We start from the raw sequence: 14,114 nt of genomic DNA on the forward strand, positions 1-14,114 counted from the left end.
GCCTAGCGGCCGATGCAGTTTTCGTAGGAATAGACCACGATCTGCACCCGGTCGCGTAGCTCGAGCTTGCGCAGGATCGCCCCGATGTGGGTCTTGACCGTTGATCCGCTCAGGAACAGCTTCTCGGAGATCTCTTGGTTGGTCAGCCCCAACGCCACGGCGGCGAACACCTCCCGCTCCCGCTCGGTCAGCTCCAGGTAGGGCAGGGGAACATCGGGCACCGGTGCGGGCTCGTCGCGCAACAGCGCGGCCAGGGACTGCGGGGCGATCACTGCGTTGCCGCCGTTGACCGCGCGAATCGATTCGCAAACGAACTCGGGAGTGCTGTCCTTGAGGATGAAGCCGCTGGCCCCGTGCCGGATCGCGGTGGCAGCATGTTCGTCCCAGTCGAAGGTCGTGAGCATGATGACCTTCGGGAGCTTGTCGAAGCGCCCCGTCGCGTCCTCGAAGATCTTGCGGGTGGCCTCGACGCCGCCCATCGGCGACATCTGTACGTCCATCAGCACCACGTCGGGTTCGTGGACGGCGATCGCTCCCAGGGCCTCGGTGCCGTCGGTAGCCTGCGCCACCACGGCCATGTCAGGCTGGGCGCCGATGATCACCGCCAGGCCGGAACGAAAAAGTTGCTGGTCATCGACCAGCGCCACGCGAATCTGCGGTTGGTTCAACGGGTGGTCCATTCGTGGTTGAGCGGAAAGGTTGCGGCAATCGTGAACAGATCGGGGGCGCCGGCGACCCCGTCCTCGGTATTGATGCTCAGGGTGCCTGACATACTAGCCAGGCGCTGGCGCATGCCGGCAATGCCGGTCCCGGCGCGCTTGGAGAGGACCGATGCCTCGAAATAGTTCGTCAGGCTCAGCGTATAGCTCGTGGCGCCCCAGTAGTGCCTGACGTAGATCGGGGTGGTGGCGCAGCCGTGGTGCAGCGCGTTGGCGAGCATCTCCTGGATGATCCTGCGGGTGGCAGGAACGATGTCGGCCGGCAACGGCACCGGCTCCCCCAGCGTTTCCTCGCTGACCTCGTATCCGGTGCCGCGCACGTTCTGCAGGATGGCAGAGATCTCCGAGACCGCCGGGTGCAGCAGGCCCATCTGCGCGGTCTGCAGTGCCAAGCTGCGCGTTGCCGTCGACACGGCCTGCCTGGCACCGGACCGTCTGGCGCCCATCGCCCCGGTGTCCACGACCCTGGCATCGGTCGACTTGGTTTCCGCGGTTTGCGACAGCACCTGGCGCACCTCGCCCAGGGATCGGCGGGCAGCCTCGGCGATGGTCCCGGTCGTCTCGCGGATGCGAACCACATCGGCGTCGGGGATGAAGCGGATCGAGTCGGCCTGGGCAATGATCACGGCCAGGGAGTGGCCCACGACGTCGTGCACGTCGCGAGCCAGGGCCGCGTTCTCCGAGCGCAACCGGGCCAGTTCCAGGGCGCTGTCCGCTTCCTCCCGCGCCCGCGCCGATCCGCGTTCGGCCGTCTGTTTCCCGGCAAGGAGCCGCAGCAACAGGCCCAACAGCCACGGCAGCGTCAGCACCGATGCAACCACCACGAAGACCGCGATGACTTGGTTGTTGGTGGGCCAGGCGTTTGACTCCATGGCGCGGAAGAGCGGATCGGAGACCCAGGAGCCGATCCGGCCGATGTAGGCGGTGCCGAGCACCGATCCCGCGGCAATCGACAGGCCCGCGCACAAAACCCACAGCCGTGTGCCGTACCTGGCGGCAATTCCCACCACGTACAGTGCGGCCAGCTGGGCGAGGTCGACGTCCACTCCACGGAGCATCTGCAACAGCGTGCCGACCCAGACCAACGCGAGCGCCACCCCCGGCAAGACCCGCGCGCAACCGATGGCCACGGCGGCGGCCAGCACGAAGAACGACGTGTCGCCGAGGTAGTTGCCCGAGTACGAGCCCCATAGCAGGAACTCGTGGCAGAAAACCACGAGGGCCAGAAAAAGGGCCGCGGCCGTCACATCGGAGCGCCACCCCCAACGCCCGCGCCAACGAACCGGCTCGTAATAGTCGGCTTCCGCGCTCACCGCTGCCCCGCCGATGCCGGCACGGTCATTGCCTGGCCGGGCGGCCGCCGTTTACGCGGGCAGCTGGGGTTCAGTGCGGGCATTCCGGCCCGACAAGGGCCCGCGGGGCGGGAAACACAATGGTGCATGGTCCTACCGTAGACGCCCGGGCCGGCCGGCGAGTCACCCGCAGGTACCGAACGGATCAGACCCAGGTACCGGTTTCGCCGGTCCACGCCCGGTCCTGGGCTCGATGCGCACGGCAGGGAACGGGAGAAGACTTGGGGTCATGATGAGATTCCCCTCGCAGATCCCATGCTCGCGCACGACCAAGGTCACGCGCGTGGCCGTCGCCCTTGCCGCACTGGCCGTCCTTGCCGCCTCGATATTCGGCCTTTCACATGCCCTGCAGCCGGTGCCGGACGAGCCGCCGGACGGGTGGCACGCACCGACCGGATTCCGCGCCGGCCATAGCCCGATTCCCGCGATTTCCGCACTCTGAACCCGGGGCAGGAGGAGCCTGGCCTTCGTTACATCCAGCGCACGTGCTGCTCCCGGAATTCCTTCTCCCTGGACGTGGCCACCAGCTTGATGAGTTCCAGTGGGAGCGGCTCGTCGTGGGGAAGCTGGATCGAGCCCTTGCCCAGCGTGTAGCCGACCAGCTCCCCGGCGAGCGCCGCGCGTGAGCTGGGCGTGGTGTAGAGGTTGATGTGCTTGGAGAACACCGCGTAGGCCACCAGGATGGTGTCGTCCACGAAGGCAGGTTGCCCCCACTTGATCTGCACGCTGGCGTGGGGCAGCGTCTCGCACAGCGCCTGGTGCAGTGCCCTGGCGCGGGGCTGGAGTTCGGCGGGAACATTGCCGAGGTACTCCTCGGGGGTGGCGCCCTTGATCTTGGCCATGGTGCTCCTTGGGGGGGGTTCAGGAAGGGTGCCCCTCGATGGCAGGGGGGGGACATCGATCTGGCTACATTCTGCCCCATGGGGACCCCGGGAGATCCTCCTGCTCCCCCTGCCCTTGGAGCAGGAAGCCGACTAATCTGGATCTAGGCGTTGGTGTCGCTGGATACGGGAGTGGTCTTGATGGGCGGTGGCAATGATCCGCACGGTATTTCGCTGGTCCGCGACACGCCCTGCGGCCCGGTGGAAGGCGTACTCAGCGGCGGTGTGGAGCGCTTCCTGGGGATTCCCTATGCCGCCGCGCCAGTGGGCAAGAACCGTTTTGCCGTCCCCACGCTCCCGGACCCGTGGAGCGAAACCCTGGACGCCGGCGACTACGGACCCACCGCGGGACAGGTCCCCTATTCCGGGGCACTGGGCGCGCTGCTGCCCACCGTCGCCATTCCCGGCGACGGGTGCCTGAACGTGAATGTCTTTGCCCCCGCCAAGCGCACCTCGGGCTTGCGCCCGGTGCTGCTGTGGATCCACGGCGGATCGTTGCAGCATGGGTCCAACGCGCTGCCCGGCTATGACGGCACCGCCTTTGCCCGCGACGCAGTGGTCTTCGTCGCGGCAAACTACCGGCTGGGCGCCGAAGGATTCTCGCTGCTGGAGGACGCCCCGCCGAACCTGGGGCTTGCCGATGTCGTTGCCGCCCTGGAATGGACCAGGGCTAACATCGCCTCCTTCGGCGGGGACCCGGAGCAGGTCATCCTCATGGGACACGGAGCCGGCGGCACCATGGTGGCGGCACTGCTGGCACACCCGCGTGCCTCCTCGCTGTTCGCGCGCGCCATCATCCAAAGCGCCCCGCTGACCGCCTTGCCCCTGGCCCGGGCCAGACGGATGACCCAACGCATCGCCAAGGACCTGGGCATCGAAGCCACTCGGGAGGAATTCTCCGCCCGCACCCCCGCCGAGCTGCTGGCTTCCCACCTCCGGGTGGCCGCCGATTCGACGCCGTTGGATGGAGGTCCGGCCTATGGGCTGGCGATCGAGCCGCTGCTGGTGCCCCTGGATCCGCTGGAGGCCATGCTCGCCGGTGCCGGAATGGACACTCCCCTGTTGATCGGCACCACGACCCAGGAGTCCCGACTCTGGCTGGGGCCCACTGGCCGCGGCGCCAAGGTCTCCAAGGTGCAACTCGCTTTGGCACGGCGGAAGGCCGGCATCTCCAAGGAGGCGCAGCGGCTCTACGGGCGCAACCGACCCGGTGCCGGCCCAGGTGAGATCCTGGGCGCCCTGGCCACCGACAAGTTGTTGCGGGTGCCGATGTACACGCTGGCCGATGCCAGGCGCTACGCCGAAGGACAGACCCAGGTATACGAGTTCGCCTGGCACAGCCCGGTCCAGGACCTGGGCGCGGCACACCGCATGGAACTGCCCTTCGTCTTTGACAATCTGGGCACCGAGGACGCTGCGGGACTGGTGGGCGCGGAGGCACCGCATTCCCTGGCCACCGCCATGCACGAGGCCTGGGTCTGCTTTGCCACCCTGGGGTACGCCGAATGGCCACACTGGGACATCCGCCGCCCGGTGAAGACGTTCAACGGACTGGGCAACGACGTCGTCTTCTCCCCGCGCGACGACGAGGCAGGCGCGATCGGCTGACGCCGTGATCCACCGCTGACCCCGCCCCGTACCCCGCCACGGTGCTTCCCGCGGCCAACCCCCGGTGGCGTCGCTGCCGGTTACGGGCATCGGCTAGCGTAGCTTGGGGAATGAACAGCGAAATTCGGGGAAAGTTGCATACATGTTTACAGGTGCCTGGTGGTGGGCGACCGCGCTGGTGGTCCTGGATTTGGCCATTCGCGTCCTTGCCGTGATCTTCGTCCCGCGCAACCGCCGCCCCACCTCCGGGATGGCGTGGCTGCTGGCCATCTTCCTGATCCCCTACTTCGGGGTCATCGCCTTCCTGCTGATCGGTTCGCCCAAGCTCCCGCGAAAGCGCCGCGAGGTGCAGGAGGAGATCAACACGTTCATGCGCTCGATCAGCGCCGAGGAACGCCACGACGAATCCCGCGGGAAAAACCCTGCCTGGTTCAACTCGCTGGTGGAGATGAACAACGCCTACGGCGGCCTGCCCCTGCTGGCGGGGAATTCGGGCCGGCTGCTGGGCGACTACGAGCAGACCATCCAAACCATGGCCGAGGCCGTCGATGCGGCCACCGACTATGTCCACGTGCAGTTCTACATCCTCAGCGTGGATGCGACCACCGCCGGGTTCTTCGAGGCACTGGAACGGGCCATTGCGCGCGGGGTGCGGGTGAACGTGATGCTTGACCACTGGGCCTCACGCGGCAAACCGCACTATGCTGCCACCAAGGCGCGCCTGGATGCGATGGGCGCGGACTGGCGACTGATGCTCCCCCTGCAGCCGTTGAACGGCAAGTTCCAGCGCCCGGACCTGCGCAACCACCGCAAGATCCTGGTCATTGACGGCACCGTCGGCTACATGGGCTCGCTGAACATGATTTCCCGTGACTACAACGTGAAGAAGAACATTGCCCGCGGCCTGAAGTGGAAGGAACTGGTCCTGGAGCTGCACGGACCGGGCGTGGCCACGCTGGATGCGGTGTTCATCTCCGACTGGTACTCCGAGACCGGGGAGGTCATCATCGAGGGCGTGCGCCGGGCGGAGCTGGTGGCCAGCGGCGATTCGCTGGGCCGGCTGGGCACAGCGCTGATCGACCACCGCGAAGAGCGCGGAACCATGCTCACCCAGGTGGTCCCCTCGGGCCCGGGGTTCGAGCGCGAAAACAACCTGCGGCTCTTCCTGGGGCTGATCCACGCGGCCCAAAAACGCATCGTGATCACCTCTCCCTACTTCGTGCCCGACGAATCGCTGATGTACGCGGTCACCTCCGCTGTCGCCCGCGGTATCCCTGTTGACCTCTTTGTCTCCGAAATCGGGGACCAGGCGCTGGTCTACCATGCGCAGCGTTCCTACTATGAGGAGTTGCTGCGCGCCGGGGTGCGGATCTACCTCTACCCGGCCCCGTACATCCTGCACGCCAAGCACTTCACCATCGACGACGAGACTGCGCTGATCGGATCCAGCAACATGGACATGCGTTCCTTCGGCCTGAACATGGAGGTCTCGATGTTGGTGCGCGATGTCGGCTTCGTGGACCAGATGCGCAAGGTCGAAGACGACTATCGCGAGGTCAGCCGGCTGCTCACGCTCGAGGAATGGCTCAAGCAGCCGTTGCGCTCCACGGTGCTGGACAATCTGGCCCGCCTGACCTCAGCGCTGCAGTAGCAGCACCCCCCGTTCACCACCGACAGGGCAATCACCCCGCCCCGTGCAATCCTTGCCGTCCGGTTCGCACCCGCCCGCGCGACTCCGAGATGTGGGGATTGCTGATCTCCACCAAGACAGGGCTTCCAGCCGGCACCATCTACCCGCTGCTCGAGCGCCTGGAGGGTGCCGGCTTCCTTCAATCGCGCCGGGAAACCGGCGTCGATCGCCCCGGCCAGCGCCGGCGGCTCTATTTAATGCTTCCCGCCGGGCGCGATTGGGCCGACGGCCAACTGGATCGGGCCACCGCACAGGGACATACGGAGTCTTCATGAACAAGATCGGGCGTCGCCTCCACATGGCGACCCGCCTCACCTCGGCTTCCGAACGCGCCAGATATGGGGAAGAGTGGCAAAGCGACATCCGGTCGTCGGATCCAGCCGGTGAAAGCGCCGAGCGAATCAAAAGGGAGCGGCACCGCCCGAACCGGGCGACCCCCGCTTCGGGGATCGCTCGTGTCGTGGCGTTACCGCTCCCTCGAAGGCTCCTCGCCTCCGTCAGGAGGCAAGCGCCGGGGCGTTGTCCGGGTTACTGAAGCATGGTCCGGTCATCGAGCTGGGCACCCTTGATCTTCTCGAACTCGTGCAACAGGCCGGGAACCGTCATCTTGGCCTTCTGTGCCGAGTCCAGGTCCAGGATGATCTGTCCGTCGTGCATCATGATCAGTCGCGTGCCCAGGCGCAGGGCCTGTTCCATGTTGTGCGTGACCATCAACGTCGTCAGCTGGTGGCGCACGACGATTTCCTCGGTCAGCCGTGCCACCAGTGCCGCACGCTGCGGATCCAGCGCCGCGGTGTGCTCGTCGAGCAGCAGGATCTTGGGTCCGGAGAACGTGGCCATGAGCAGGCTCAGCGCTTGGCGCTGGCCACCGGACAGCAGCCCGACCTTGGCCTTGAGCCGGTTTTCCAGGCCGAGTTCCAGCGAGCGCAATTCCTCCACGAACATCTCTCGCTTGCGCTTGGTGACACCGGAGGCCAATGCACGCAAGGTGCCGCGGCCCAGGGCCAGCGACATGTTCTCCTCGATGGTCATGTTGGGCGCGGTGCCGGCCATCGGGTCCTGGAAGACCCGGCCGATGAATCTGGCACGGGAGTGGTCGGGAAGCTTGGTCACGTCCTTCCCGGCGATGCGCACCGCCCCGGTGTCGGGGCGAAGCTTGCCGCCCACCATGTTCAGCACCGTGGACTTGCCCGCCCCGTTGGAGCCGATCACCGTGACAAACTCGCCGTCGGTAAGCGTCAGGTTGATGTCGCGCAGCGCCTTGCGCTCATTGACGGTTCCGGGGAAGAACGTCTTGTTCAGGTTGGTGATCTCAAGCATCGACGCCCACCTCCTTTTTGTCGTCGGTGGTGACGGACTTGCTGCGGATGCTGATGCGGTTGGCGAACTTCCCGAAGCCCTTCCACTGTGGCAGAAGCAGGGCGATGACCACCAGGACCGCGGAAATCAGCTTCATGTCGTTGACCTCGAGTCCGGCATTCAGCGCCAGCTGGATGACCAGGCGGTAGGCGACAGAGCCGAAGACGACGGCCAGCGCGGCAATCCAGATGAACTTCTGGCCGAAGATGGCCTGGCCCACGATGACCGACGCGAGGCCGATCAGGATGACGCCGATGCCCATGCCGATGTCGGCGAAGCCCTGAAACTGGGCGATGATCGCGCCGGAGAGCCCGACCAGGCCGTTGGAGAGCGCCAGGCCCAGGATCTTCTGGTTGTCGGTGTTCACGCCGAGGGAACGGATCATTTCCTCGTTGTCGCCGGTGGCTCGCATGGCCAGGCCGACGTCGGTGCGCAGGAACCACACGATGGCCGCCACGGCGACCAGGCAGCCCAGGAACATCAACCCGATGGAGGTCCAGGTCCCCAGCCACTGGTTCTCGCGCAGGAAGGTCAGCACCGTGGTCTCGCCCAGAAGCGGGACGTTGGCCTTGGTCATGATGCGCAGGTTGATCGAGTACAGCGCGATCATGGTCAGGATACCGGCCAACAGCCCGTCGATTTTGCCCTTGGTGTGGAGCAGGCCGGTGATGACACCGGCGATGGCGCCGATGAAGAATGCGATGGCGGTGGCAATGAACGGGTTGACGCCATTGACAATCGAGATGGATGCGACTGCTGCGCCGGTGGTGAAGCTTCCGTCAACGGTCAGGTCGGGGAAGTCGAGTATGCGGAAGGTCAGGTAGACCCCGAGTGCCATGATCGCGTAGATCAGGCCTAGTTCAACCGCGGTGATCATGGTGGATCCTAGCGTCTTGTGTATTGGGTAAATGTTGGTGGCCGGTCGGAGCAAGCCGACCGGCCACCGGGTGGAACGCGTTGGCGATCGGGTTTACTTGTAGGTCTCTGCAGCCTCGGAGAGCATGTCCTCCGGGAAGGTCATCCCGATCTTCTCCGCAGCAGTGGTGTTGACGTACAGCTCGACCTGGGTGATGGTCTCCACCGGCATCGTTGCGGCTTCGGCCTCGCCCTTGAGGAGCTTCACGGCCATTGCAGCGGTCTGCTCGCCGAGCTTCTCGTAGTTCAGGCCGTAGGTGGCGGTGGCACCGCGCTTGACGGACTCGCCGTCGGCGGAAATCACCGGGATCTTCTTGTCCTGGGCGGTCTGCAACAGGCCTTCCAGAGCGGAAACCACAGCGTTGTCGGTCGGCACGTAGAACGCATCGACGTTCAGGCCCGAGGCTGCCTGCTGGACCTCGGAGGAAGCCGAGATGGCCTTCTCTTCGATGGTCAGGCCGAGTTCGGCCGCTGCGTCCTTGGCCCACTGGACCTGGACCCCGGAGTTGACTTCGCCCGAGGAGTAAACGATGCCAACGGACTTGGCTTCCGGCTTGATCTTCTTGAGCAGCTCAAGCTGTTCCTTGACCGGGTTCTTGTCCGAGGTGCCGGTGACGTTGGCTCCCGGTGCTTCCAGGCTGGAGACCAGCTTGGCTTCCAGGGGATCGGTGACGGCGGAGAAAACCACCGGGATGTTCGTGATCGACTGGGCCGCGGCCTGCGCGGTCGGCGTGGCGATGGCCAGGACCAGGTCCATGTCACCGTCGCTGGCGAACTTGCCCACCATTGCAGTGTTGGTGGCCTGGTCGGCCTGGGCGTTGGCGAAGTCGTACGTGACCTGGTCGCCCTCGGCGTAGCCGGCGTCGGTCATGCCCTTCTTGAAACCGGTCACCACGGCATCAAGGGACGGGTGGGACACATACTGGGCAATGCCGATCTTCACCGGGCCGGCCGCGGCCGAGGAACCGGTGGCCTCCGGCGTGCTGGATCCGCCACAGGCGGTGAGCACCAATGCGGTGGCTGCGACCGAGGCTGCGATCTGTAGGGACTTGAAGATTTTCATTGTGTTCCTTTCATGACGTGCGAGTGTCATGCCTGGCGTTCGGTTTCGGCCAATTCCGGGCAATTTTCAGGAGTTTGTACATCCTCGTCCAAACGGCAGGAAGTTCCCCTCATGAATTGCTTCGATACTACATGTGAAGCTACTCACATTTCTTCCATCTACCCTGAATTGCAAGACAAACGGTGATGCATTCATCATCTTGCCATGCATCTTTCATCAATCGCCATCGATAAACGGACAATTGGTATCCCAGTGTCTCGAGAATCAGACGGTACCGTGGACAAAGCCGTGTCTTGACACCTCAAACGCCAAGAAACGGATGACCGGCCGCTGATCCAAGGCACCGTGCCACGCGTCCGGCCCGACGGCCGGGCAGGCACTGGCCGCCGACGCCGCTGGCATAGACTTGGGTCATCATGGCCCTGACGATTTCCTATCCCGAAGCCCTTCCCGTTTCCGCGCGACGCGATGACATCATGTCCGCCATCAAGGACAACCAGGTGGTCATCGTCGCCGGTGAAACCGGTTCCGGCAAGACCACCCAGCTGCCCAAGATGCTCTTGGAGCTGGGCATGGGCGAACGCGGGATGATCGGGCACACCCAGCCGCGCCGCCTGGCCGCGCGCACCGTCGCCGAACGGATCGCCGAGGAACTGGGAACCAAGATCGGCGAGGACGTCGGCTTCCACGTGCGCTTCACGGGCGAGGTCTCCCGGGCCACCAAGGTCAAGGTGATGACCGACGGCATCCTGCTGGCCGAGATCCAGCGCGACAAGCTGCTGAAGAAGTACAACGCCATCATCATCGACGAGGCCCACGAACGCAGCCTCAACATCGACTTCCTGCTCGGCTACCTGCGCCGGATCCTGCCCAAGCGGCCGGATCTGAAGATCGTCATCACCTCCGCCACCATCGACCCCCAGCGCTTTGCCGAACACTTCGCCGCCCCCGGGCCCGAGGGCGAGGAACCGGTACCCGCGCCCATCATCGAGGTCTCCGGCCGCACCTTCCCCGTCGAGCTGCGCTACCGGCCGTTGAACCCGGCCGACGGCATGGACGATGACGAGCTGGACCCCGACGCCCAGGCCGAGGACCGCGACCCGCTGGACGCCATCGCGGAGGCCGTGGACGAACTGGCCGCCGAGGCGCCCGGGGACATCCTGATCTTCTTCCCCGGCGAGCGGGAGATCCGCGACGCCGCCGAGGTGCTGCGGGCCCGCGTGAAGACCAACCGGCGCCTGGCCGGGACCGAGATCCTGCCGCTGTTCGCCCGGCTCTCGCTGGCCGAGCAGCACCAGGTCTTCAACCCCGGGAAGAACCGGCGCATCGTGCTGGCCACCAACGTCGCGGAGACCTCGCTGACCGTGCCGGGCATCAAGTACGTCATCGACACCGGCACCGCCCGCATCTCGCGCTACTCCCACCGCACCAAGGTCCAGCGCCTGCCCATCGAACGGGTCTCACAGGCCAGCGCCAACCAGCGCTCGGGCCGTTGCGGGCGCGTGTCCGACGGCATCGCCATCCGGCTGTACTCGCAGGACGACTTCGAGACGCGCCCGGAGTTCACCGACCCGGAGATCCTGCGCACCAACCTGGCCGCGGTGATCCTGCAGATGAGCTCGATGGGAGTGGTGCGCACCGCCCGCGACGTCGCGGACTTCCCCTTCGTCCAGCCGCCCGATGCCAAGTCGGTCAACGACGGAGTGGCACTGCTGCGCGAGCTCGGGGCCCTGAACACCGGCACCGAGGCCACCATCACCAAGGTCGGTTCGCAGCTGGCCCAGCTGCCGGTGGACGTGCGCCTGGGCCGGATGATCGTCGAAGCCGGCTCAAGGGGCTGCGCCAAGGAGGTCATGGTGCTCGCCGCGGTGCTCTCCATCCAGGATCCGCGCGAGCGCCCCAGCGAGGAAACCGGCAAGCGCGAACGCGCCGCCGAAATGCACAAGCGCTTCATGGATGCGAAGTCCGACTTCTCCTCCCTGCTGAACCTCTGGCGCTACCTGCAGGAAAAGCAGAAGGAGCTTTCCTCCTCGGCCTTCCGCCGGCTGTGCAAGAACGAATACATCAACTACCTGCGCGTGCGCGAGTGGCAGGACCTCTTCACCCAGCTGCGCCAATTGGCGAAGCCGCTGGGCATCACGATCTCCCCCGAGCCGGTGGACCCCGCCGTCCACGAGGACGCCATCCACATCTCCCTGCTCTCCGGCCTGCTGGGGCATGTGGGTTCCTGGGACGAACGCAAGCGCGAATACGTCGGCGCCCGCGGCACCCGTTTCTCCGTCTTCCCGGGTTCGGCCCTGTCGCGGAAGAACAGCGAATGGGTCATGGCCGCCGAATTGGTGGAGACTTCCCGACTCTGGGCCCGCACCGTGGCCCGACTGGACCCCAAGTGGGTCGAGGAGGTCGCCGGGGACCTGCTCAAGCGCAGCTACTCCGAACCGCACTGGTCGCGGAACTCCGGCGCGGTCATGGGCTACGAGAAGGTCACGCTCTTCGGACTGCCGATCGTGCCGCGCCGCCGCATCCAGTACTCGCGCGTGGACCCGGAGCTCTGCCGCGAGCTGTTCATCCGCCACGCGCTGGTGGAGGGCGACTGGAAGACCCACCACAAGTTCTTCGCCCGCAACCGCCGGGTGCTCGAGGACATCGAGGAGCTCGAGACCCGCATGCGCCGCCGGGACCTGCGGGTGTCCGACGAGGACCTCTTCGAGTTCTACGACGCGCGGCTGGGTCCCGAGGTCCTCTCCGAGCGGCACTTCGACCGCTGGTGGAAGACCGCCCGGCATCAGGACCCGACGCTGCTGGACTTCAACCCCGAGGACATGCTGGCCGCCGATGCGACGGAACTGGACGAGGACGCCTTCCCGCGGACCTGGCGACACGGCACCCTGGACCTGGACCTGGTCTACGAGTACAACCCGGCGGCCCGCGCCGGGGAATCCGACGGCGTCTCGGTGCGCGTCCCGGTGCTCTTCCTGAACCAGCTTGACCCCGTGCGCTTCCGCTGGCTCATCCCGGGGCTGCGCGTCGAGCTGGTCACCGCGCTGATCAAGTCTCTGCCCAAGGCCATCCGGAAGAACTTCGTGCCGGCCCCCGATGTCGCCCGCACCGCGGTGGCCGCGCTGGAAGCCGACTTCAACCCGGAGACCGACGACCTGGCCGCGTCCCTGGAGCTGGTGTTGCGCCGGCTCAAGGGCGTGGTGATCCCGCCCGGTTCCTGGAACTGGGAGGCCCTGCCGCCCCACCTGCGCTTCACCTTCACCGTCGTGGACTCCGAGGCCAAGATCCTGGACGAGTCCCAGGAGCTGGCCGTGCTGCAGCAGACGCTTGCCGCGGCCAACCGCTCTGCCCTGGCCCGTTCCCTGGGCGTCAAGCCAGGGGCCGCCCTGCCCACCGGGTCGGCCGGCGCCGGCGGCCCGAAGTCGGCAGTTGGCAACAACGCCAAGGGCACCGGGAAGTCCCGGGCCGCGGCGGCTGCCCCGCGCGGCAAGGGCGGCGCGGTGGCCACCACCATCTGGGAACGCAGCGGGTTGACCGACTGGGACACCGGGATCGGCGTCAACGGCGTCATCACCGAAAAGGTGGTCACGGAGGTCGCCGGGCAGCAGGTCACCGCCTACCCGGCGCTGCTGGATGAGAAGACTTCCGTGCGCCTGACGGTCTTCCGCAACCCCGTCGAGCAGATGGCCGCCCACCGCACCGGCGTCATCCGGCTGCTGCTGCTCAAGGTCCCCTCCCCCGCCCGCTACGTCCTTGACCACCTGAACAACCAGGAAAAGCTGGTCTTCACGCAGAACCCTCACGGTTCGGTGGCCTCGCTGATCCAGGACTGCACCATGGCCGCGGTGGACCGGCTGGTCCCCGAGAAGCTGCCGTTGGACAAGGCGGAGTTCGATGCGCTCTACGAACGCGTCCGAGCCGAGCTGATCGACACCGTCTTCGAGGTCACCGCCATCGTCGAGAAGGTGCTCTCCGGCACCCGGCGGATCAACAAGGAGCTGAAGTCCGCTTCCTCGCTGGCCCTGGTCAATGCGCTGAATGACGTGAAGTCCCAGCTCGAGCAGCTGGTGTACCCGGGATTCGTGGCCAACACCGGCTATGCGCAGCTGGCCCAGCTGCCGCGCTACATCGCGGCCATCGAAAAGCGGCTGGAAAAGCTCGGCACCGGGCACCTGGCGCGCGACAACGCCGCGACGCTGGACATCCAGGGACTCGAGGACGAGTACGACGCGGCGCTCGGGCAGCTGGTGTCGGGGGTGCGCACGCCCGCCCCGCTGGCGGCGGTGAAGTGGATGCTGGAGGAATACCGGGTCTCGCTTTTCGCCCAGGAGCTGGGCACCGCCTACTCGGTCTCCGCCAAGCGGATCCGCACCGCGATGCGCGAGGGACTCGCCGCGGCGAAGTAGCCCGTCCACAACGCACCTCGGCAACGCGGGGGGGGGGGGGGGGGGGGGGGGGGGGGGGGGGGGGGGGGGGGGGGGGCCGGGGGGGGGGGGGGGGGGGGGGGGGGGGGGGGGGGGGGGGGGG

At 66.4% G+C, this 14,114-nt stretch carries 11 protein-coding genes; 5 read left to right on the forward strand and 6 right to left on the reverse strand.

The features are described from left to right. Positions 1–2: 2 nt before the first annotated feature. Both ACIPUB_RS11230 and ACIPUB_RS11235 read right to left on the reverse strand, forming a co-directional pair. Positions 3–668, reverse strand: coding sequence for a response regulator (locus ACIPUB_RS11230; protein WP_407607446.1), 666 nt, complete (start codon positions 666–668; stop codon positions 3–5). Continuing rightward, positions 665–2,032, reverse strand: a complete 1,368-nt coding sequence (locus tag ACIPUB_RS11235; protein WP_407607447.1) for a sensor histidine kinase — start codon at positions 2,030–2,032, stop codon at positions 665–667. Before ACIPUB_RS11235 ends, ACIPUB_RS11230 begins: the two co-directional genes overlap by 4 nt. Before the next feature lie 268 nt (positions 2,033–2,300). Between ACIPUB_RS11235 and ACIPUB_RS11240 the strand changes: the two genes are divergently transcribed. Continuing rightward, positions 2,301–2,513, forward strand: coding sequence for a hypothetical protein (locus ACIPUB_RS11240; protein ID WP_407607448.1), 213 nt, complete (start codon positions 2,301–2,303; stop codon positions 2,511–2,513). Positions 2,514–2,541: 28 nt separating this feature from the next. Here ACIPUB_RS11240 and ACIPUB_RS11245 read toward each other — a convergent pair whose 3' ends face one another. Beyond that, positions 2,542–2,913: an iron chaperone gene (locus ACIPUB_RS11245; RefSeq protein ID WP_407607449.1), complete on the reverse strand. Its 372-nt coding sequence runs from the start codon at positions 2,911–2,913 to the stop codon at positions 2,542–2,544. A gap of 153 nt (positions 2,914–3,066) precedes the next feature. Here ACIPUB_RS11245 and ACIPUB_RS11250 point away from each other — a divergent pair, with 153 nt between their 5' ends. The 3 genes from ACIPUB_RS11250 to ACIPUB_RS11260 all read left to right on the forward strand — a co-directional run bounded on the left by ACIPUB_RS11250 (position 3,067) and on the right by ACIPUB_RS11260 (position 6,525). After that, positions 3,067–4,560 carry a carboxylesterase/lipase family protein gene (locus tag ACIPUB_RS11250; protein ID WP_407607450.1) on the forward strand — a complete coding sequence of 498 codons (1,494 nt, stop codon included), beginning with the start codon at positions 3,067–3,069 and terminating at the stop codon, positions 4,558–4,560. A 142-nt stretch (positions 4,561–4,702) separates the two neighbouring features. Then, on the forward strand, positions 4,703–6,211 hold the full coding sequence (gene cls, locus ACIPUB_RS11255) for a cardiolipin synthase (RefSeq protein WP_407607451.1): 1,509 nt from the start codon (positions 4,703–4,705) through the stop codon (positions 6,209–6,211). 89 nt (positions 6,212–6,300) lie between these two features. Further along, on the forward strand, positions 6,301–6,525 hold the full coding sequence (locus ACIPUB_RS11260; RefSeq protein WP_407607452.1) for a PadR family transcriptional regulator: 225 nt from the start codon (positions 6,301–6,303) through the stop codon (positions 6,523–6,525). Positions 6,526–6,778: 253 nt separating this feature from the next. On the opposite strand, the gene ACIPUB_RS11265 is transcribed toward ACIPUB_RS11260, so the two are convergent. From ACIPUB_RS11265 to ACIPUB_RS11275, 3 genes are all read right to left on the reverse strand, one after another. Beyond that, complete coding sequence (locus ACIPUB_RS11265; RefSeq protein ID WP_407607453.1) at positions 6,779–7,570, reverse strand: ABC transporter ATP-binding protein; 792 nt, start codon at positions 7,568–7,570, stop codon at positions 6,779–6,781. Beyond that, positions 7,563–8,486 carry an ABC transporter permease gene (locus ACIPUB_RS11270; RefSeq protein WP_407607454.1) on the reverse strand — a complete coding sequence of 308 codons (924 nt, stop codon included), beginning with the start codon at positions 8,484–8,486 and terminating at the stop codon, positions 7,563–7,565. The genes ACIPUB_RS11265 and ACIPUB_RS11270 overlap by 8 nt, the downstream gene beginning before the upstream one ends. 93 nt (positions 8,487–8,579) lie before the next feature. Continuing rightward, positions 8,580–9,587, reverse strand: coding sequence for an ABC transporter substrate-binding protein (locus ACIPUB_RS11275; RefSeq protein WP_407607455.1), 1,008 nt, complete (start codon positions 9,585–9,587; stop codon positions 8,580–8,582). 416 nt (positions 9,588–10,003) lie between these two features. Here ACIPUB_RS11275 and hrpA point away from each other — a divergent pair, with 416 nt between their 5' ends. Next, on the forward strand, positions 10,004–13,993 hold the full coding sequence (gene hrpA, locus ACIPUB_RS11280; RefSeq protein ID WP_407607456.1) for an ATP-dependent RNA helicase HrpA: 3,990 nt from the start codon (positions 10,004–10,006) through the stop codon (positions 13,991–13,993). The last annotated feature ends 121 nt before the right edge of the window (positions 13,994–14,114 follow it).

Origin of the sequence: Paeniglutamicibacter sp. ORCA_105 (assembly GCF_045798545.1) — a bacterium.
In the GTDB taxonomy this organism is placed as follows: Bacteria; Actinomycetota; Actinomycetes; order Actinomycetales; family Micrococcaceae; genus Paeniglutamicibacter; species Paeniglutamicibacter sulfureus.